The organism is Prauserella sp. PE36 (assembly GCF_003311655.1).
GTDB classification, from domain to species: Bacteria; Actinomycetota; Actinomycetes; order Mycobacteriales; family Pseudonocardiaceae; genus Prauserella_A; species Prauserella_A endophytica.
In genome coordinates, this window is sequence record NZ_QEQT01000088.1 from 101,562 (window position 1) to 122,084 (window position 20,523).

A 20,523-nucleotide genomic window follows, 5' to 3' on the forward strand; every position below is an offset into this window, starting at 1 on the left:
CCCGCCGCGCGCTCACGACCTCACTCAGTCGGTGATGTCGTCGAAGCGGTGCGGCTCGAAGTTGTCCTTGCCCGGGTAGGGGTAGGTCAGCTTGCGGTGCACCGTCTCCGGCGGCGTCTGCTCGTAGGCCCAGTACTCGGTCTTGTCGTCGTTGGCCCACTTCTCGAAGATCACGACGTGCCCGGCGGCCCCACCGGTGCCCGGCCCGAGGTTGCCGATGATGTCGCCCTTCTTGAGCTCGTTCTTCTCGATCGGGTGTGACACGTCGGGCAGCGTCACGGTGCTCAGGCTGGTGTCGAGCCGCCACGCCATCGACACGTAGCCGGAGCAGTCGGTGCGGTAGCCGTCGTGGTAGTTCTCCATGCTGTACGGCACCGGGTCGTCGGACCACTTCTTCGCCCGGTCGATCACCTCGTCGCGCGTGATCGCGGCCGCCGTCCCCACGTCACCGCGCGGGGCGGCCGAGCCCCGCGCCGCCGAGCCCGCCGCGAGCGCCTTCAGCTCGTCGACGGTGCCGTTGAAGCGGTTGACATCCACCGGGCCGTCCACGCCGTCGACCGAGCCGGAGTCGCTGTACTGCCAGAACGTGTGGGCGTCCCAGCCGCCGATCGAGGACGGCTTGTCCACCCCCCATTCGGCGATCCACAGTGGATTCTCGCTGAACTCCTCGGTGTTGCCCGTGCAGTCCTTCCAGAAGCTCGGGCTGGTGTAGATGATCCCATCGCGTTTGGTCTGTTCCTTGACCTCGGCGAGGAACGCCTTGATCCAGTCGCGCATCTCGCCCGCGCTGAGCCCGTAGCAGGCCGAGCCGTCCGGGTTGGCCTCCATGTCCAGCACCGGGGGCAGGGACTTGCCGTCGGCCGAGTAGTTCACGGTCTCCAGGAACCGCTGGGCCTGGTCGGCCGCCGCGCCGCTGCCCGGCCTTGCGAAATGGTACGCGCCGCGGATCAGCCCGGCGTCGGCGGCGCCCTTGTACTGCGTGTCGAAGTCGGGGCTGGTGAACGACGTGCCGTCGGTGGCGAGCACGAACGCGAACTCCTGCCCGTCCGCCTTGACCGCCTCGAAGTCGACCGTGCCGTTGTGGTTGGACACGTCGATGCCGGGCGCGTCCTCCGCCGCCTGCGCGCCCGGCACGCCGAGCACGCCGACCAGCACGGCCGCCGCGGAGCCGAGCGCGAAGATCTGCTTCTTCCGAGCCATCAGGACCCCCAAGCGCAGTGGATGTGTGTGTCGTGGCCCGCGTCGCCCGGCCCCAGCACCTCGGTGGCGCCCAGGTCCTCGCACGCCTTCTGGAAGTCGTCGACCTTGCCGTTGCCGGAGCCGACGGCCTCGCCGTCGATGCGGTCGACGTCGAACGCGGTGCCCGCGTAGTGGTAGGAGGTGGAACTGTGGTCGCCACCCGCGATCGTGGTGACGCGGAACGAGTAGTCCCCGCCGAGCGAGACCATGCCCTCGAGCAGGTTGGTGGACAGCTCGACCTCGGTGACGCCGACGTCGCTCCACGGGCTCGTTCTGGCCGGGTTGCCCTCCGAGGTGTCGACGACGTTCTGCCTCGCGGTGGACTCCGGGTGGTCGTTGCCGCTCACATGGCTGTCCAGCAGCGTGATGCCGTCGTCGGCGAGGATGTCCTTCGCCAGGTCCTGCCGCGAGGCCGCCGCGGCAGGTTCCGCGGCCAGCAAGGGCAGCACGACGGCGGCCGTGATCGACGCCGCGGTGGTGATCGCTGTCTTGCGCACGCTTCTCTCCTTTCTCTGTCGCGGTGTGCCGGCGATCACCAGAGAAGGGGCGGGCGCTAAACGAAACCTAAAGCTTCCTTAAAGACGCTGGTCAGGCCGTTGCCGCCGCGGCGAGCGCGGAGAGGGCGTTGCGCTCGCACCGGCGGTAGCCGAGCCGGGCGAAGATGCCGGCCGCGGCGCGCAGTGCGGCGATCGCGGCGTCGCCGTCCCCGTGCCGCGCCCACAGCCTCCCGAGCCCGAGCAGGGCGTAGCCCTGCCCACGCCAGTCGTCGAGCGCCTGGAACACCTGCCTGCACGCGGCGAGGCTCAGCTCCGCGCGCTCCGGCAGCTCCTGGTCGGCGTACAGCTCGCCAAGGGAGTACAGGACGTATGCGCGGGCGTGCCGGTGTCCCAGCTCCGTGAACAGCTCGCACGCGCGCGTGAGCGAGCGTTCCGCGTCGGCGAGGCGCCCGGTGGCGCGGTCCAGCTCGCCGAGCGAGCGCAGCACGTGGGCCTCCCAGTGCACGTCGGCGTGCTCGCGGGAGATCTCCAGCGCCGTCGCCAGCCGTGCCCGTGCCTGCTCGTGCTCCCCGCGCCAGCGCAGCACGTCGGCGAGCCGCTTCTCGGCGCGCGCGACCCCGCGCAGCGAGCCGAGCGACTCGGCGACCTGACGGCTGTTGGTGAAGCAGTCCTCGGCGGCGGTGAGGTCGCCGATGTCGGCAAGCAACGAGCCGAGCTGGTCCAGCGCGTCGGCCCGGCACTGGCGGTCCCCGCACAGTTGCGCGAGCAGCAGCGCCCTGCGCAGGTCCTCACGGGCCCGGTCGAGCCTGCCGCGTTCGATGTCGACATCGGCGCGTGCGGTGAGCACCCGCGCGAGCCCTCGGTCGTCGCCGAGTTCCTCGAACGCGGCGCTCGCCAGCGCGTAGTAGCGCGCGGCGACCCCGGCGCGCCCGCTCTCCCAGCGCAGGTCGCCCAGTGCGCACAGGCTCATCGCCTCGGCCCCGCGGTCACCCGTGCGGCGTGCGGCGAGCAGTCCGAGCACGGCGACGTCGCGCACGCCCGGGTCGTCCGGGCGGCGCTCGGCCAGCCCCGCGAAGGCGTCGGCCAGCAGCCACGTGTGCCGCCACCAGCCGGTGCGGTAGGTCCAGCGGGTCAGCGCGACGAGGTTGCCGCTCTCCTCGTGCCGCCAGCCGCCCGGATCGGCCTGCACCGCTCGCTCGGTGGCCGAGCTCGCGGGAGCGGGCGGCGCGGCGGGCGGGAACCGGCTGGCCCTCAGCTTGTCGTGCGCGCGGCCCGCCAGCGCGAGGTAGCCGTGCACGAGCCGTTCCATCGCCTCGCCGATCCCGGGCTCCTCCTGCTCGGCGGCGAACGCGGCGATGAGGTCGTGCAGCCGGTAGCGCACGAGTCCGGCCGCATCGCGCCCGCAGACCTGCAGCAGCTGCGCGTCGACGAGCCCCTCGCAGACGTCCCTTGCGGTGTCGGCCGGGCAGTCGAGCAGTGTCGCGACCGTCCAGCGCGTGCAGGTCGGCAGCCCGGCGTGGCCGAGCAGGCGCAACGCCCGCCGCTGCGGTTGCGGGCACTCGGCGTAGCTCACGTCCACCGTCGCGCGCACGTCGAGGTCGCCCGCGCGCAGCTCTCCGAGCCCGCGATGCCGGTCGGCCACCCTCGCCACCAGGTCGGCGATCGGCTCGTGAGCGTGGGCGGCGAGCTTCGCGCCGACGATCCGCACGGCCAGCGGCAGGCCGCCGCAGAGCCGCACCAGCTCTCGCGCCCCGGCGGGTTCCGCGTCGAGGCGTTCCCGTCCGGCCAGCGCGGCGAGCAGGTCGAGCGCCTCGGGCTCGGTCAGCTCGGGCAGCTCAACGGTTCGCGCGCCCTCGAGCCCGAGCAGGCGCCTGCGGCTGGTCACCAGCACCGCGCAGCCGCTGCCACCGGGCAGCAGCGCGCGTACCTGCTGCTCGTCGCGCGCGCCATCGACAAGCACGAGCACCCGCGAGGACGCCGTGCGGGTGCGCCACAGGTGCTGACGGTCGAGCAGCGCCGACGGCAGTTCGTCGTCGGTGACCCCGAGCGCGTGCAGGAACTGCCCGAGCACCTCGGTCGCGCTGCCGTCACCCGCCACGAGCTGTGCGTCGGGGAACCGCTCGCGCAGCTCGTGGGCGGCGTGCACGGCGAGCGCGCTCTTGCCGAGCCCGCCCTGCCCGCACAGCACGAGCACCCTCGGCGCGCTCGCGGGTTCGGTGAGCGCGCGCTCGATCTCGGCGAGAACCTCCGCGCGGCCGGTGAAGTCGGCGATGTCGGGTGGCAGTTGTGCGGGCGCGACCCTCGGCCGTTTCGGGCTGCCCGCCGTGACCCGGGGGCGGAGCCCGGCGACGGCGTCGAACAGCCTGCGACCCGGCCGGACACCGAGCTCCGCGGCCAGCGCGGCCCGGGTCCGCTCGAACACCGCGAACGCCTCGCCCTGACGGCCGGCAGCGGCGAGCGCGGTGACGAGGTGTGCGGCGAGCGCCTCGTTGGTCGGCTCGGCGGCCACCTGCCCGCGCAGCTCCGCGATCACCTCGCGGTGCCCGCCGAGAGCGAGGTCCAGCGCGACGCGCTGCTCCAGCACGGCCGCGCGCTGCTCGTCCAGCCAGGTCGCGTGCGCGCTCACGACGGCGCCGCCGGTCACGTCCTGGAGTGCGGGGGCCCGCCACAGCTGCAGCGCCTCCCGCAGTGCGTGCGCTGCGCCCTTTGGATCGCGTTCCCCGGCGAGCCGGTGCCCGCGTTCGGCCAGCGCGAGGAAGCGGGCCTGGTCGAGTGCGTCGTCGGGCACCTCGAGCCGGTAGCCGCCCCGGTAGGTGCGCAGCACCTGGCGGGGGTCGCGAGCGGGAACGCCAGGGGCGAGGAGCTTGCGCAGCCCGGACACGCACATCTGCACCATCACGGTGGCGGAGTCGGGCGCGCAGTCCGGCCACAGCTCGTCGACGAGCGTGCTCGTGGGCACCGCCTCGTTGGCCTGGATCAGCAGGGTAGCCAGCACGGTGCGGTGCTGGCCGGGCGACACCGTCTCGCCGTCGACCGTCAGCGGCCCGAGAACGCCGTAGCGGATCACGTGGCCCCCAGCGTCGGTTTTCCGTGATCTTCCGCATCGAGCGTGTCCCAGCGGGCCGGTGCCCGCAACACTTGCCGTTAAGCTGGGACGCGGTATGTCCACACGATCCCCCCTCGATGAGCTGCGATCCCGGCTGCCCGGACTCATGCTGCGCGACGAGCACCGGCTCCGCCGCCGGATCGACGGCGCCCGCAAGGCGCGTGACCGCGACGCGGTCGCCGCGCGGATCGCCGCCGACATCGACACCGCCGAGCAGCGGATCCAGCGGCGGCGGGCGGTGGTGCCGAAGATCGAGTACCCGGCCGAGCTGCCGGTCAGCCAGCGCAAGGACGACCTCGCCGAGGTGATCCGCGACCACCAGGTGGTGATCGTCGCGGGGGAGACGGGCTCCGGCAAGACCACGCAGCTGCCCAAGGTGTGCCTCGAGCTCGGGCTCGGCGTGCGCGGGCAGATCGGGCACACCCAGCCAAGGCGCCTCGCCGCGCGCACCGTCGCCGAGCGCATCGCGAGCGAGCTGAACACCGAGCCGGGCACCGTCGTCGGCTACAAGGTGCGCTTCACCGACACCTCCGGCGACGACACGCTCGTCAAGCTGATGACCGACGGCATCCTGCTCGCCGAGATCCAGCAGGACCGGATGCTGCGGCAGTACGACACGATCATCATCGACGAGGCTCACGAGCGCAGCCTCAACATCGACTTCCTGCTCGGCTACCTCAAGCAGCTGCTGCCTCGCAGGCCCGAGCTGAAGGTGATCATCACCTCGGCCACGATCGACCCCGAGCGGTTCTCGCGCCACTTCGACGACGCGCCCGTGGTGGAGGTGTCGGGCCGGACCTATCCCGTCGAGGTGCGGTACCGGCCGGTGGTCGACCCCGACGACCCGGACGGCGACCCCGACCGCGACCAGGTGCAGGCGATCGTCGACGCGGCGCGCGAGCTGATGGCGGAGGGGCCGGGTGACATCCTCGTGTTCCTCTCCGGGGAGCGCGAGATCCGCGACACGAACGAGGCGCTCACGGCGTTGCGGCTGCCCGACACCGAGATCCTGCCGCTGTACGCCCGCCTGTCTGCCGCCGACCAGCACCGGGTGTTCCAGCGGCATCGCGGGCGCCGGATCGTGCTCGCCACGAACGTCGCCGAGACGTCGCTGACGGTGCCGGGCATCAAGTACGTGATCGACCCGGGCACCGCGCGCATCTCCCGCTACAGCCACCGCACCAAGGTGCAGCGGCTGCCGATCGAGCCGGTGTCGCAGGCCTCGGCCAACCAGCGCAAGGGCCGCTGTGGACGGACCTCCGACGGCATCTGCGTCCGGCTCTACTCCGAGGACGACTTCGAGTCGCGGCCCGAGTTCACCGATCCGGAGATCCTGCGCACCAACCTCGCGTCGGTGATCCTGCAGATGACCTCGCTCGGGCTCGGCGACATCGCGGCGTTCCCGTTCGTGGAGCCGCCGGACCGCCGTCAGGTGACCGCGGGTGTGCAGCTGCTGCAGGAGCTCGGCGCGCTCGACACGGCGGCGGGCAGGCTCACCCAGATCGGCCGCCAGCTCGCCCAGCTGCCCGTGGACCCGCGCATGGGCAGGATGATCGTGGAGGCGGCGAAGAACGGCTGCGTGCGTGAGGTCATGATCATCGCCGCCGGTCTGTCCATCCAGGACCCGAGGGAGCGGCCCGCCGAGCAGCAGCAGGCGGCGACCCAGCAGCACGCGCGCTTCGCCGACCCGAACTCGGATTTCCTGTCCTACCTCAAGCTCTGGGAGTACCTGCGCGAGCAGCAGAAGACGCTGTCCAACAACCAGTTCCGCAAGCGGTGCCGCGCCGAGTTCCTGAACTACCTGCGCGTGCGGGAGTGGCAGGACATCTACAGCCAGCTGCGCCAGCTCGCCAAGCAGCTCGACATCACGCTCAACAGCGTTCCGGGCGACCCGCAGCACATTCACACGTCGCTGCTGGCCGGGCTGCTCTCGCACGTCGGGCTCAAGGACCCGGCGAAGGGCGACTACCTCGGCGCGCGCGGCACGCGGTTCTCGGTGTTCCCCGGCTCGGCGCTGTTCAAGAAGCAGCCGCGGTGGGTGGCCTCCGCCGAGCTGGTGGAGACGTCGAAGCTGTGGGCCCGCGTCAACGCGCGGGTGGAGCCTGAGTGGATCGAGCCGCTCGCGCAGCACCTGGTGAAGCGCAACTACTCGGAGCCGCACTGGGAGCGCAAGCAGGGTGCGGTGATGGCCAACGAGCGCGTGACGCTGTACGGCATCCCGCTTGTCGCGGGCCGAAAGGTGAACTACGGCCGCATCGACCCTGAGCTGTCGCGCGAGCTGTTCATCCGGCACGCCCTCGTGGAGGGCGACTGGGACACCGACCACCGCTTCTTCCGCGACAACCTGGCCCTGCTCGACGAGGTCGAGGACCTGGAGAACCGGGCTCGGCGGCGCGACATCCTCGTCGACGACGAGACGCTGTTCGCCTTCTACGACGAGCGCGTTGGCGCCGAGGTGGTGTCGGCGCGGCACTTCGACACGTGGTGGAAGAAGACGCGCCGGGAGCAGCCGGATCTGCTCAACTTCGAGAAGGCCATGCTCATCAACGACTCCGCGGACGCGGTGAGTGAGGCCGACTACCCGGACACGTGGACTCAGGGACAGCTGAGCTTCGCGCTGACCTACCAGTTCGAGCCGGGTGCCGACGCCGACGGTGTGACCGTCCACATTCCACTCCCGGTGCTGAACCAGGTGAGCGCCGACGGTTTCGACTGGCAGGTGCCGGGGCTGCGTGAGGAGCTGGTGACCGCGCTCATCAAGTCGCTGCCGAAGGCGTTGCGGCGCAACTTCGTGCCCGCCCCGGACACGGCGCGCGCGGTGCTGTCGAGAGTGGACCCGTCTCAGGGGCCGCTGCTGGACGTGCTCGCCCGCGAGCTGGAGGCACTGCGAGGTGTGGCCGTGCCGATCGACGCGTGGCAGCCGGAGGCGATCCCGCCGCACCTGCGCATCACCTTCCGCGTCGTCGACGAGCGCAGGCGCAAGCTCGCCGAGGGCAAGGACCTGGAGGCGCTGCGCGACCGCCTCGGCGACCGGCTGCGCAAGACCATCTCCGCCGCGGCCGACAGCGTCGAGCGGTCCGGGCTCACCACCGCGAAGTTCGGTGAGCTGCCGCAGGTGTTCCAGGCGAAACGGCGCGGGCACGAGGTGAAGGCGTACCCCGCGCTGGTGGACGAGGGCGAGAGCGTCGCCGTGCGGATGCTCGACACCCCCGGCCAGCAGCGCAAGGCCATGTGGGAGGGCACGCGGCGGCTGCTGCGGCTCAACGTGCCCTCGCCGATGAAGTACCTCAACCGCAACCTGAGCAACACCGCCAAGCTCGTGCTGACGCGCAACCCGCACGGCAGTGTCGCCGCGCTGCTGGAGGACTGCGTCGACTGCGCGGTGGACAAGCTCGTCGCTGAGGGCGGCGGCCCGGCGTGGGACGAGGCGGGTTTCGCCGCGCTGCTGGAGCGGGTCCGCACGAGTCTCAACGGGACGGTGCTGACCGTGCTGCGGGAGGTGGAGAACGTGCTGCGCGCGGCACACGACGTGGAGGCCCGGCTCGCCGACACACGCGGTGACGCGCTACGCGAGTCCCTCGCGGACGTCCGCGCCCAGCTGGACTCACTGGTGCACAAGGGTTTCGTCACCGAGACCGGCTACGACCGGCTGCCCGATCTCGTGCGCTACGTGCGCGCGATCGAACGCAGGCTGGAGAAGCTGCCGAGCGATCCTGCACGCGACGTCGAGCGGCTGCGGGAGGTCGACTGGCTGAGCCAGGAGTACCAGGCGGTGCTCGACACCGTGCCCCCGCGCACGGCGGTGAGCCCCGAGCTGGCCGAGATCCGCTGGATGATCGAGGAATTGCGGGTGAGCTTCTTCGCGCAGACGCTGCGCACGGCCTACCCGGTGTCGGTCAAGCGCGTGCTGCGTGCACTCGACGACGCGGGGGCCTGAGCGGCGCACTGGCGAGCGGGATGGTCGGACGCGGCCTAGCCTGGCTCGGGGCGGAGCTTTGCCACGAGTTCGCCTCTGCTGCGGACGCCTGCCTTGGTGAAGACGGACTTGAGGTGGTCCTGGACGGTGTATGCGGAGATGGCCAGGCGGTCGGCGATGTCCGATGTGGACCTTCCGGCGATCACCTCGTGGCAGATGTCGCGTTCGCGCGCGGTGAGCCCGTACGCGGCGAGCAGCAGGCCCAGCAGTTCCGAGCCGGACGCGCGCTCCACGGTGACCACCGTGTCGGCGGTGTCCTCGCCGGAGAGCAACCTGCTGGCGCGCAAGAGGATCCAGCCCCCCGAGGCGTCGCGCACCCTGGCCCGGAACGTGCCCGTGACCGCCGCACGCGCACCCGCCGCGACGGCGCGCAGCAGCACCCCGCACCGGCCTGGCGCGACCTCGTCGAGCTCCACCCGCCAGGACCCGGCCGCGGCCGTCGCCGAGCGCGGCACACCGTCCGCACCGACAACGAAGATCGCCTGCTCGTCAGGACCACGGGAGCTTCCGGTGCGGGCCGCGACGCGCGTGGCCGTGGCCAGCGCGGGAGCCACCGAGGCCACGAACTCCACCTCGCGATCGGTGAAGTCGCCGCGCCGCACCATGCCCGCGCCACCCCAGCAGGTGCCGTCGACGCGGAACACGGCACGCAGCTCGTGGCGCAGTCCCAGCGGCCGCCACACCTCGTTGACCCTGCCGCTGCGCTCGCGGTCACGCAGCGGCAGGTCCGACAGCCTCGCCACCGGCGCGGGCCGGGCGGCCAGCTCGGTGAACGTGTGCGGCTCGGTGCCGTCGTACTCGTAGGTCGCCAGCAGCGGCTCGTACCGGCGCGGGATGAGAGCGGGACCGCTGGTCATCGAGCTGATCACCGTGGTGTCCGGGTCCATCGACGCCCAGCAGGTCAGGTCGGTCGGCACGACCCTGCCGACCAGCTCGATGGCCGCTCGGTGCAGTTCGGTGACGCCGAGCCCGGTGGTGGCCAGCGCGGCGATCTCGCGTCGCGCGCCGAGCGCCCGACCCTCCCACATGGCCGAAGTATGCGCCTCGCGCGCGCCGCGCGGCACCCCACATTTCCGGGATGGAGCCTTCCCGCCGCGGTTCCTACCGTCGGCCCATGACCACGATGTATCTCTCCGGAGCGGGCGAGGGCGCCGAGCTGGACTCACCCGACGCGACGGTGACCGTGAAGGTGGGTGCCGAGCACACCGGCGGCGCGTACGAGCTGTTCGAGATCGACGCGCCGCGCGGCCCGACGGTGCCGCCCCACCGCACACCCTGGCTCGTCACCCACTACGTCCTGCACGGGCGCATGGGCGTGTTCGTGGACGGCGAGATCCACGACCTCGGCCCGGGCGCCTCCGTCACCATCCCCGCGGGCACGCCGCACACCTTCACCGTGCACACGCCGTCGGTGCGCTTCCTCGCGCTCAGCACGGGCGACGCCATGGGCCGCTTCTTCCGCGACGTCCACGAGACCGTGCCGCGTAACACCCCGCTGGAGAAGGCCGCTGAGCTGCTGGGCGACGTCGTCGCCCGCCACGGCGTGACGCTGGCGGAGTGGTCGCCGTGAACGTCGTCGCGCAGGTCTTCGCGGGGCTCGCCGCGTTCGTGCACGTCCTCGTGTTCGTGTGGGAGGCCCTGCTGTTCCGCCGCCCCTCGGTGCACAGGGGCATCTTCCGGGTCCCCGGCGAGGACGTGCCCGCCGTGCTGCTGTGGTCGTTCGGCGTCGGCTTCTACAACCTCTTCCTCGCCTCGGGCACGGTCCTCGGGCTGGTGCTGCTGAACACCGGCGACGAGGCTGTCGGCCGCGCCCTGGTGTTCTACACCTGCGGGTTCATGGCGCTCTCCGGCGTCGTGCTGTTCGCCGCCGACCGGATGGCGCTCGGCAGGCCGAGGGGAGCGGGGCTGAGCGGCGTCGCCGGACAACTCGGGCCACCGCTCGTCGTCTTCGCGACGGCGTTCCTCTAGTGCCCGCCGCCGGAAGTCTGTTGCTTTCGTCGGTGGATCGAGGTTAACGCAGCCAGCGGGAAGCTGGGCCACCGAATTATGTGGCGAGCTTCCGGCGGGGGGCACTAGGAGAGCAGAGCGAGCTGGATGACGTACACGGCCAGCGAGGCGGCCAGCAGGATCCAGCCGCAGTAGATCATCCGCTTGAGCGCCGTTGACCTCGCGAACGCCATCGGCGAGATCATGTTGGGTCCTGGGAACGGACCGAAGGTATCGGCCTGGCAGGAGCACAGCAGCACCACCGCCCACGCCTGCACCGGCACGCCCAGCGCCTCCGCCGTGGGGCCGAACACGCGGTCGATCACGATCACCTGCGCCGCCGACGCGCCGGAGATGCCGAGCCAGCCGATCAGGGCCACCACGATGAGGAAACCCAGCACGCCGAGCGCCTTGAGATCCGAGCCGAACCGCTCCAGCAGCACGTCGTACGGCTTGAGCTCCTCGACCACGGTGAGTAGCGCCGCCAGCATCCAGAACAGCAGGAACATGTCGACGAGCCGGCCGCAGCCCTCGTAGATCGCCTTGAGGATGGCGTTGACGGGCATGCGGGCCGCGACTCCGGTGACCACCGCCATCACGATGAGGGCGACGACGGCGAACGACGTGCCCGCGCGCGTGACGACGCCGTAGGCCACCAGCACCGCGAAGGTCAGCAGGAAGGCGATCGTGCTCCGGCGCGCACTCGGCGGCAGAGCCGTGTCCTGGTCACCGATCTCGCGCTCGTCGTAGTAGTCCTCCGCCGACACGGGGTGCCGCTGGCACCAGCGGATCACCACGAAACCGACCGCGAAGCACACGATCGTCAGCGGGCCGCCCGCGGTGAGCACGTACTCGGGGTAGCTCACGCCGGAGTACTCACGGATGGCGACCATGGAGCCCACGAACGGAGCGACGAACATGCCGCACGCGCCCCCGATGAACATCATCAGCGCGGTGCTGGAGCGGGTGAAGCCCAGCCGGGCCGCGATCGGGATCACGATCGGCGCCGCGATCGCGAACGCGCCGATGAGCGTGCCCAGCGCGATCACCAGGACTCCGGAGGCGATCATGATGCTCAGCTGGGCGCGGACGGGGGTGTCCACACCGAACCGGTCCACGATCATGCGCACCAGGTACGTCGCGCCGCGCGTGCGGGTGAGCACCTCGCCCAGCCCGGCGCCGAGCATGATGATCAGTCCGATCTCGACGATGTCCGAGCCGAGCGCGCCCCCGAGCATGCTTGCCGCGTCGATCGGATCGCTGTGCAGCAGCAGGAAACCCGACACCAGCGCGGCGACGCTGGCGAGCATGATGTCGAGGCCGATGAGCACGAGGATCGCGTAGATCGCGATCGGCGCGAGACCCCACAGCGTCGGTCCGTCCACAGTGAACCCGACCACCAGGCTCATTCCGAGCGAGAGCACGGTCAGCGCGATCTGGGTCGCTCTGCGTGCAGGCGAGACCCGTTCCCCGCTCTCGGGTCGCGGCGGCGCCGCCTGCTGCTGGACGTCGGACATGGGGCGGTCTCCCTCGGTTGGTTCGTTGGCGGGGACGTTAGCTGGCTAAAGTTGCGTCTGCAAGAAGCTACGCAACAGATATTGCATTCGGGTTTCCGGCTGCCGTAGCGTCACCTCGACGCCACAGGAGGGAATCCCGCATGACCCGCACGCTCGACCTGATCGTCCGCAGCGCCCACGTCGTCGACGCCGAAGGGGAGCAGGGGGTGGCCGATGTCGGCGTCGCGGACGGCGTCATCACGGCCGTCGAGCCGGAGCTGCCCGCCACCGCCACCCGTGAGCTCGACGCCGACGGGCTCGTACTGCTGCCGGGCGTGGTGGACAGCCACGTGCACCTCACCGACCTCGCTGGCAGCGACCCGGCAGGCCGCTCACCCGCGCACGAGCGGCTGGCGCGGGCGGGCGTGACCACGGCGGTGGAGTTCTTCGATTTCCGCACCGTGCTGGACCAGTGGCACGCGTCCGCCGCCGGGCTCACCATCCTCGGCCTGCAGGGCCTGCCCGCCTACAGCGACGGCACGCCGGCAGGCCGCGTTCGCGACGACGTCGGCGCGGCGCTTCGCGACGGTGCCGTCGGGATCAAGCTGCTCGGCGGGCACTTCCCGAGCACCCCGGACGCCTCCGCGCGCGCGATCGCGGAGGGCGCCGCCGCGGGCTGCTACGTCGCGTTCCACGCGGGCACCACCGCACACGGCAGCAACCTCGACGGCATGCGCGAGGCGCTGCGGCTCGCCGACGGCAGGCCCCTGCATCTCGCGCACACCAACGCCTACCTGCGCGGCGCGGTCACCGAACTCGTCGAGGAGAACCAGATCGCGCTCGCCCTGTTGCGGGAACATCCCGAGGTGGTCAGCGAGGCACACCTGGCGCCGCTCAACCTGTGCCTCGGCGCGCTCGACGGGGATCGATTCACCGACCACATCGTGGTCAACTGCCTGCGAATGGGCGGCTACTCCACGGACAGGGCCGGGCTGTTGCGGGCCTTCGCCGATGGCTTCGCGCACTGCCTGCGGCAGGAGGCCGGGCAGGCGGTTCCGGTCACGGGCGACGCGGGACGCGAGGTGTGGGAGAGCGACCCCGCTCGCGCGTCGCTGTGCTTCCCGGTGAACCGGCGGCTCTCCGGGTTCATGCAGAGTTGCGCGCGCCGGGACGCGAGCGGGACGCTGCGCTTCGACGGCACCGGTGACTTCGTGGTGGACGCCATCTCCTCCGACGGCGGTTACTGGCGCAACCTCGTGCTGGACCAGGGGCTCGCGCTCGTCCAGTTCGGTGCGCTGAGCCTGCCGCAGCTGGCCCACAAGACGAGCCGCGCGCCCGCCGCGTTGTTCGGCCTGCCCGGCAAGGGCCGGATCGCGCCGGGCTTCGATGCCGACCTCGTCGCCGTCGACAGTGGACGGAGGTCGGTGCGGCTGACCGTCGCGGGCGGCCAGGTGATCTTCGACGGCGAGCGTGTGGTCGGCACCGGCGGCACGGTGCTCACCACCGAGCACGGCACGGCAGCGCTGCGGGCCCGCCGCATCCCGCACCGCGTAATCGACCTCGCGGACAGCGACTTCCTCACGCGCGGCACACCCGTCGCCTGACCGCAGTGAAGGCCACCATGCCTGCGCTCAACGCAGTGAAGGTGGCCTTGCCTGCGTTCAACGCAGTGAAGGTGGCCTTCACTGCGGTCGGGGCGGGAAACGGCTACTTGGCGTCGGAGTAGGCGTCCACGATCGCCGCGGGCATGGGGAAGCGCACCGGGCAGGACTGGCCGAACACCCGGGCCGTGGTCTCCGCGACCGCGTCGGCCAGGCACGTTCGTACCTGCTCGGCCAGCCCGGCCGGGGCGTGCACCAGCACCTCGTCGTGCTGGAAGAACACCAGGTGCGCGGGCTCGGGAAGGCGCTGGCGCAGGGTGGCCAGCAGCACCGCCGTCCAGTCCGCCGCGCTCGCCTGCACGACGAAGTTGCGCGTGAACCGGCCCCAGTCGCGCGCGGCCCTGCGGGCCTGCTCCTCGTTCGCCGTGCCGCCCGTCAGCGTTCGCCACGCCGCCGAAGGCGGGGGCGAGGTCCGGCCCAGCCGGGACCGGACGATCTCGCCGCGCTCCCCGGCCAGCGCCGCGTGCTCCACATAGGACACCGCGGCCGGAAACCGTTGGCGCAGCAGGGCCAGCAGCGACGCCGCCTCGCCCGCGGTGCCGCCGTACATCGCCGAGAGCATCGCGATCTTGGCCCGGCCGCGGTTCTCGCCGTCGGCGCCCCTGCCGGGGAACATCGCCTCCGCGAGGCTGGTGTAGAGGTCGGCCGAGGCGGAGACGTCGGCGAGCTGCCGGTCGCCGGACAGCGCCGCGAGTATGCGCGGCTCCAGCTGCGCGGCATCGGCGACGACCAGTTTCCAGCCAGGGTCCGCGCGCACGCACGAGCGCAGCACGCGCGGGATCTGCAGCGCGGCTCCGCCCCGGCTGGCCCAGCGCCCCGACACCACGCCGCCGACGACGTACACCGGCCGGAACCGGTCGCCGTGCACCCACTGCTCGAGCCACGCCCACCCGTGCGCCGAGTGCAGCCGAGCCAGCTCCTTGTACTCCAGCAGCGGCGCCACGGCGGGATGCTCGACGTCCCGCAGCACATGGGCTCTCGCCGACGGGATCGAGATCCCGGCCCGGCCGAAAGCGCGCACGACACTGCCGGGGTGGTCGGGGTTGAGCGCCCGCCCGCCGAACGCGTCCTGGACCCGCTCGGCGAGTTCGGCCAGCTTGCGGGGCCGCTGCCCGTTCGGCACGCGCGGGCCGAGCAGCTCGGTGAGCAGCGCGTCGTGCAGGTCGGCGCGCCACGGCAGCCCATCGGCCGACATCTCCGCGGCCGCGAGCGCGCTGGCCGACTCCGCGGCCACGAGCAGGCGGATCCGCTCGGGGTGGGGGAGCAGGCCGATCCGGCGCTGCTGTTCGGCGAGCACCACCTCCATCGCGTCGAGCGCGCTGACCCCGGGTGGCAACCCGGAGCCGCGCGGGTCGAACAGCGTCGGCTGCTCGTCGAGGCCGGGGTGGGCCGCCCTCGGCTCGGCGGGAGGCTCGAGCCCTCGGGCCCTAGCGTAGGCGGCGGCGAGGCTGCGGGACTGCTCGTGGCGGCCCTCGTGGGCCAGCAGGATTCCCTCGATCAGGGAAAGATCATGACAGCGGCGCACCCGGACACCGCCCTCAAGCAGCACCGGGTAGTCGTGCTCGACCGACGCGAACACCCAGCGCGGGCGTAGCTCCCGCTCCCAGCGGGCGGCGTGTTCCACCAGCTCACCGGGGGAGAGCCGGGGCGGGGCGGGAAGTTCTCCTTCGAGCGCGCGCACGGCATGGACACCCTCCGCTTCCCGCGCGACGATCAGCTGCACGGTCCGATTCTGCGTGCGGGCACCGACAGGTTACGGTCGACGGTCGTAGCTACTAGCCGGTAGGTTGTGCTCGTCGAGCTCGAGGAGGTGCCCTGATGAGAAGGCCGCCCACCGTGGCCGAGTTGGTCGGCCGTATTTCGGAAACGGCTCGCAGCGTCGAAGTGCTGTGGCGCGCGGGACTCGTCCCGATCCCGAGGGTCGACGAGGGCATCCGCTCGCTGTTCGCCACGCGCCGTTACGGCCCGCTCGCCGGCGCCGTGCGCATCGCGGCCCACCGGGACCCGCTGGCCGTCGGCATCGTCGACGAGCGAGGCCCGCTCACGTTCTCCCAGCTCGACCAGCAGTCCAACGCGCTCGCTCGCGCGTGGTCCGAGCGCGGCGTGCGGCCGGGCTCGGCCATCGCAGCGCTCTGCCGCGACCACCGCGGCCTCGTCGTCACCATGCTCGCCGCTGGCAAGCTCGGCGCGCCGCTGCTGCTGATGAACACCGGCTTCGCCAAACCGCAGCTCACCGACGTCGCCGCCCGCGAGAAGGTGGAGGTGCTGGTCTACGACGAGGAGTTCACCGCGCTGCTCGACGGCATCGAGGGCGTCGACCGCTACCTCGCGTGGACCGACTCCGACCTGGCTGGCCACCAGGTCCCCGTGCTTGAGGAGATCATCGCGAGCACCGACGACCGGCCGCCGCCCGCGCCGGAGAAGCCGGGCGGGCTGGTGCTGCTCACCAGCGGCACCACGGGCACCCCGAAGGGCGCGCCGCGGCCCAGGATCTCTCCGCTGCACTCGGCGCAGTTCCTCGACCGCATCCCGCTGCGGGTCGGCGAGGCGACGTTCATGGGCGCGCCGCTGTTCCACGGCACCGGCATCTCGCAGTTCATCCTGTCCCTCGCGCTCGGCTGCAAGGTGGTGCTGCGGCGCAGGTTCAACGCCGAGGAGACGTTGCGCCAGGTCGCCGAGCACAAGTGCACGGCGGTCGTACTGGTGCCGACGATGCTGCAGCGCATCATCGACCTCGGTCCAGAGGTCATCGGCAGGTACGACACCTCCAGCGTGCGGATCATCTTCGTCGCGGGCTCGGCGCTGCCGCCGGACGTGGGCAACCGCGCCACCGAGATCTTCGGCCCGGTGATCCACAACCTCTACGGCTCCACCGAGGTCGCCGTGGCCACCGTGGCCACGCCCGAGGATTGGCGCAAGGCGCCGGGCACGGTCGGCAGGCCCCCGGTCGGCTGCCGCGTCGCGCTCTACGACGAGCAGGGCAATCGCATCACGAAGCCGCACGTCACCGGGCGCGTGTTCGTCGGCAGCGGGCTCGCGTTCGAGGGCTACACCGACGGAAGGCACAAGGAGATCATCGACGGCCTGCTCTCCAGTGGCGACGTCGGGCACTTCGACGAGGACGGTCTGCTGTTCATCGACGGCCGCGACGACGAGATGATCGTCTCCGGTGGCGAGAACGTGTATCCGGTCGAGGTGGAGAACCTGCTGGTCGAGCACGAGAACGTGGCCGAGGCGGCTGTGATCGGCGTGCCCGACGAGGAGTACGGGCAGCGGCTCAAGGCGTTCGTGGTGCTCACGAAGGGTGCCTCGCTGGACGCCGACGCGGTGCGCGACTTCGTCAAGCGGAACCTGGCCCGCTACAAGGTGCCCCGCGACGTCGAGTTCCTCGACGAGCTGCCCCGCAACGCCACGGGCAAGCTGCTGCGGGGTGAGCTGAGCTGAGCGTGCCCGACGAAAGTCGCTAGGCCCAGCCGATCCCGAAGATGCCGGGGCCGAAGTCCAGCGCGATGGCGTGCACGCTGTTGCCCTCGTCGACCTTGAGCGGGCGGGACTCGGGCTCGTCGGCGTCCTCGGGGCGGGCGTACTGCCAGCATTGCGAGGGCGTGGAGCCCATTCCGAAATGCACCTCCAGCAGGTACTCCGGAATGGGGTGCCAGAACTCGCGGAAATGCGCTTTGCGACATTCCGGTCCGGGTGCGTGGTCGTAACGCAGTGCGTATTCGACGAGGTAGGTCTCGCCGGTGTCGATGGGGTGGCCGAAGAGCAGCTCGGCGAGGGTGAGCCCCGCGTCGGCGTCCACCTCGACCCTGCCGATGCTGCAGTTGCGCAGGGGTCGCAGGTTCGGGGCGCGCTCGCCGGAGCCGTCCTGGCGGTAGGCGAGAAGCCAGCGGTCCTGCCCATCGGCTCCGGCCTTGAATACCGCGGTGGCCGTCACCGCGCTCTGTCCGCCGTCAGCGGAGATCTCGCACCGGTCGTGCAGGCCGACCAGGGTGATGCCGGAGTGCGCGTCGAGGGTCAGCGGGCGTGCGGTGTCCTCGGCGCGCCTGCGGGAGGACGACGTGCCTCGCGGCCGGGGCGGTGGCAGGAGGCCGAGCAGTGCCCCCGAGGGCAGCTCTAGGATCTGCTCGAGCGCGCGGACCGCGGAAATCGAGCTCTGCCGCTCTGGCTGCCGTTTTCCGGACTGCCAGTAGCTCAATGCGGTGACACTCACCGAAATGCCGTGTTCCTGCAGCCGTGCCTGAATACGGTCGAGCCCGAGCCCGCTCGTCGAAATGGCCCCTCTCAGGGCCGACGAGAATGCGGTGCCACCCAATTTCCGGCTCGCCCCCCGACGATAGTGGCCATAACGATATGGACAAGGTTAGCAGCGCTCTGTAACGACCGAGTGCTGGCTGCGCAGGGTGACCGTACACCCTAATGGTCTACCCACGTGTGGGCCAAACGGCCTACAACTGGTAACTGTGAATTATTGCCCAACTGCATCCCACCCAGTTTGCATGGCTCACGTACTGCTGGGGACGAGGAAGGAAGCCAATGGGCAACTCACGGAAGCTACGGCGAAGCCTCACCACGGGAGCGGTGCTCGCGGGCATCACGGGCGTGGTCGCCGTCAACATGGGAGCGGCACAGGCGGCCCCGGCCGAGGGCGCGATCCTGTCGGCCGACACGTCGAACGCGGTCTCGGACAGCTACATCGTGGTCCTGAAGGACAACGTCGTCACTTCCACCGTCTCGGCACTGGCGAACTCCCTCGCCGGTGCCTACGGCGCCGACGTCACGCGCACCTTCGGCAGCGCCCTCGACGGCTTCTCCATCAAGGCGACCGAGGCCGAGGCCAAGCGGCTCGCCGCCGACAGCGACGTCGCCTACGTCGTGCAGAACCAGCGGATCCACACGCAGCAGACGGCCTCGTGGGGGCTCGACCGCATCGACCAGACCGACCTCCCGCTGGACGACGCCTACAACGTCACCAACAAGGCCGACAACGTCACCGCGTACGTCATCGACACCGGTGTGACCGCCGACCACCCCGACTTCGGCGGGCGGGTCACCGGCGGCGCCGACTTCATCGACAACGACGACGACCCGACCGACGAGAACGGCCACGGCACCCACGTCGCGGGCACGATCGGCGGCGAGACCTACGGCGTGGCCAAGGGCGTCCAGATCGTCCCGGTCCGTGTGCTCGACGCCAACGGCAGCGGCACCACCGAGCAGGTCGTCGCCGGAATCGACTGGGTCGCGCAGAACGCGAGCGGACCGTCCGTCGCCAACATGAGCCTCGGCGGCACCGCCGACCAGGCGCTCGACGACGCCGTGCGCGGCGCCATCTCCGCGGGCGTCACGTTCGGCATCGCGGCGGGCAACGAGGGCCAGGACGCCGGCAACACCTCGCCCGCCAGGGTCACCGAGGGCATCACGGTCGCCGCGAGCGACAACCAGGACGCCCAGGCCGACTTCTCCAACTTCGGCGAGGTCGTCGACCTGTACGCCCCGGGCGTGGACATCACCTCGGCCTGGCACGACGGCGGCGAGAACACCATCAGCGGCACCTCCATGGCGACGCCGCACGTGGTCGGCGCGGCCGCGCTGTATCTCTCGGGCAACCCGGAGGCCACCCCTGCCGACGTCGAAAGCGCGCTGACCTCGGCCGCCACGCCTGACAAGATCACCAACCCGAGCGCGGGCACGCCGAACCGCCTGCTCTTCGTTGGCGAGTGACCCGGAGGAACGCCTGACGAACGGTGGCCCGGCGCGAGCTTCGCGCCGGGCCACCGTTGTGTTACCAGGCGGTAGGGTCAGCGCATGGTCTACCGGAAGAACATCGTGATCACCGGCGCCAGCGCGGGCCTCGGTGAGGGCATGGCCAGGCGGTTCGCCGCCGACGGCAGGAACCTCGCGCTGTGCGCGCGGCGCACCGAACGGCTCGACGCGCTCGCCGGGGAGCTGACCGCCGCCCACCCCGGCATCCGGGTGGTCACCCGCCAGCTCGACGTCAACGACCACGACCGCGTCTTCACGGTGTTCCGCGAGTTCCGCGACGAGCTCGGCTCCCTCGACCGCGTGATCGTCAACGCCGGGCTCGGCAAGGGCCAGCCCATCGGCAGCGGTCATTTCGCCGCGAACCGGCAGACCGTGGAGACCAACCTCGTCGCCGCGCTGGCCCAGTGCGAGGCGGCGCTGGAGACCTTCCGCGAGCAGCGCGCGGGTCACCTCGTCGTGGTGTCGTCGTTCAGCGCGCTGCGGGGTATGCCGCGCAACCTCACCGCCTACGCCGCGTCGAAGGCCGGCGTCGCGACACTCGCCGACGGCATCAGGGCCGACGTGCACGGCACGCCGATCGCCGTCACGACGCTGCTGCCCGGCTACATCGCCTCCGAGATGACGGGCAGGGCCGGCCGGACGCCGCTGCTCGCGAGCGCGGAGCGCGGCGGCGACGCGCTGGTCAAGGCCATCGAGAGCGAGAAGGCGAAGGCGTACGTGCCGACTCTGCCCTGGGCGCCGCTCAGCGTGGTGGTGCGGGTGCTGCCGGCCGGGCTGTTGCGGAGGTTCACCTGAC

The 20,523-nt window shown here is 71.4% G+C and carries 14 protein-coding genes; 7 read left to right on the forward strand and 7 right to left on the reverse strand.

Annotated elements, in window-relative coordinates; all coding sequences use genetic code 11:
* Nucleotides 1-24: 24 nt before the first annotated feature.
* From DI005_RS27385 to DI005_RS27395, 3 genes are all read right to left on the reverse strand, one after another.
* Nucleotides 25-1,200, reverse strand: coding sequence for a lysozyme (locus DI005_RS27385; protein WP_228714220.1), 1,176 nt, complete (start codon nt 1,198-1,200; stop codon nt 25-27).
* The gene (locus DI005_RS27390) at nt 1,200-1,736 is read right to left on the reverse strand and encodes a carboxypeptidase (protein ID WP_199543257.1); all 537 of its coding nucleotides are present in this window, start codon (nt 1,734-1,736) and stop codon (nt 1,200-1,202) included. Before DI005_RS27390 ends, DI005_RS27385 begins: the two co-directional genes overlap by 1 nt.
* 91 nt (nt 1,737-1,827) lie before the next feature.
* Complete coding sequence (locus tag DI005_RS27395; protein ID WP_158559908.1) at nt 1,828-4,803, reverse strand: BTAD domain-containing putative transcriptional regulator; 2,976 nt, start codon at nt 4,801-4,803, stop codon at nt 1,828-1,830.
* 94 nt (nt 4,804-4,897) lie between these two features.
* Between DI005_RS27395 and hrpA the strand changes: the two genes are divergently transcribed.
* On the forward strand, nt 4,898-8,779 hold the full coding sequence (hrpA, locus tag DI005_RS27400; protein ID WP_113644067.1) for an ATP-dependent RNA helicase HrpA: 3,882 nt from the start codon (nt 4,898-4,900) through the stop codon (nt 8,777-8,779).
* Nucleotides 8,780-8,814: 35 nt separating this feature from the next.
* Here the strand turns inward: hrpA and DI005_RS27405 are convergent, their stop codons facing one another.
* Nucleotides 8,815-9,846: a helix-turn-helix transcriptional regulator gene (locus DI005_RS27405; RefSeq protein WP_113644068.1), complete on the reverse strand. Its 1,032-nt coding sequence runs from the start codon at nt 9,844-9,846 to the stop codon at nt 8,815-8,817.
* Nucleotides 9,847-9,932: 86 nt separating this feature from the next.
* Between DI005_RS27405 and DI005_RS27410 the strand changes: the two genes are divergently transcribed.
* Both DI005_RS27410 and DI005_RS27415 read left to right on the forward strand, forming a co-directional pair.
* Complete coding sequence (locus DI005_RS27410) at nt 9,933-10,388, forward strand: cupin domain-containing protein (protein WP_112275752.1); 456 nt, start codon at nt 9,933-9,935, stop codon at nt 10,386-10,388.
* Nucleotides 10,376-10,786 (forward strand): DUF1304 family protein, encoded by a 411-nt coding sequence (locus tag DI005_RS27415; RefSeq protein ID WP_233520329.1) that lies wholly within the window; start codon nt 10,376-10,378, stop codon nt 10,784-10,786. Before DI005_RS27410 ends, DI005_RS27415 begins: the two co-directional genes overlap by 13 nt.
* 104 nt (nt 10,787-10,890) lie before the next feature.
* Here the strand turns inward: DI005_RS27415 and DI005_RS27420 are convergent, their stop codons facing one another.
* A complete protein-coding gene (locus DI005_RS27420) occupies nt 10,891-12,321 on the reverse strand; it encodes a Na+/H+ antiporter NhaC family protein (protein ID WP_113644069.1) in 1,431 nt (476 codons plus the stop codon).
* 140 nt (nt 12,322-12,461) lie between these two features.
* Between DI005_RS27420 and DI005_RS27425 the strand changes: the two genes are divergently transcribed.
* On the forward strand, nt 12,462-13,904 hold the full coding sequence (locus tag DI005_RS27425) for an amidohydrolase family protein (RefSeq protein WP_113644070.1): 1,443 nt from the start codon (nt 12,462-12,464) through the stop codon (nt 13,902-13,904).
* Nucleotides 13,905-14,007: 103 nt separating this feature from the next.
* Here DI005_RS27425 and DI005_RS27430 read toward each other — a convergent pair whose 3' ends face one another.
* Nucleotides 14,008-15,684, reverse strand: a complete 1,677-nt coding sequence (locus DI005_RS27430; protein ID WP_112275758.1) for a bifunctional 3'-5' exonuclease/DNA polymerase — start codon at nt 15,682-15,684, stop codon at nt 14,008-14,010.
* 95 nt (nt 15,685-15,779) lie between these two features.
* Here DI005_RS27430 and DI005_RS27435 point away from each other — a divergent pair, with 95 nt between their 5' ends.
* Nucleotides 15,780-17,405 carry an acyl-CoA synthetase gene (locus DI005_RS27435; protein WP_113644071.1) on the forward strand — a complete coding sequence of 542 codons (1,626 nt, stop codon included), beginning with the start codon at nt 15,780-15,782 and terminating at the stop codon, nt 17,403-17,405.
* Nucleotides 17,406-17,424: 19 nt separating this feature from the next.
* Here the strand turns inward: DI005_RS27435 and DI005_RS27440 are convergent, their stop codons facing one another.
* Nucleotides 17,425-18,276, reverse strand: coding sequence for a hypothetical protein (locus tag DI005_RS27440; RefSeq protein ID WP_112275761.1), 852 nt, complete (start codon nt 18,274-18,276; stop codon nt 17,425-17,427).
* Between the two features lie 221 nt (nt 18,277-18,497).
* On the opposite strand from DI005_RS27440, the gene DI005_RS27445 reads away from it, so the two are divergent.
* Nucleotides 18,498-19,685, forward strand: coding sequence for a S8 family peptidase (locus tag DI005_RS27445; RefSeq protein ID WP_113644072.1), 1,188 nt, complete (start codon nt 18,498-18,500; stop codon nt 19,683-19,685).
* Nucleotides 19,686-19,769: 84 nt separating this feature from the next.
* Nucleotides 19,770-20,522, forward strand: a complete 753-nt coding sequence (locus DI005_RS27450; protein WP_112275765.1) for an SDR family oxidoreductase — start codon at nt 19,770-19,772, stop codon at nt 20,520-20,522.
* Nucleotide 20,523 lies beyond the last annotated feature (1 nt).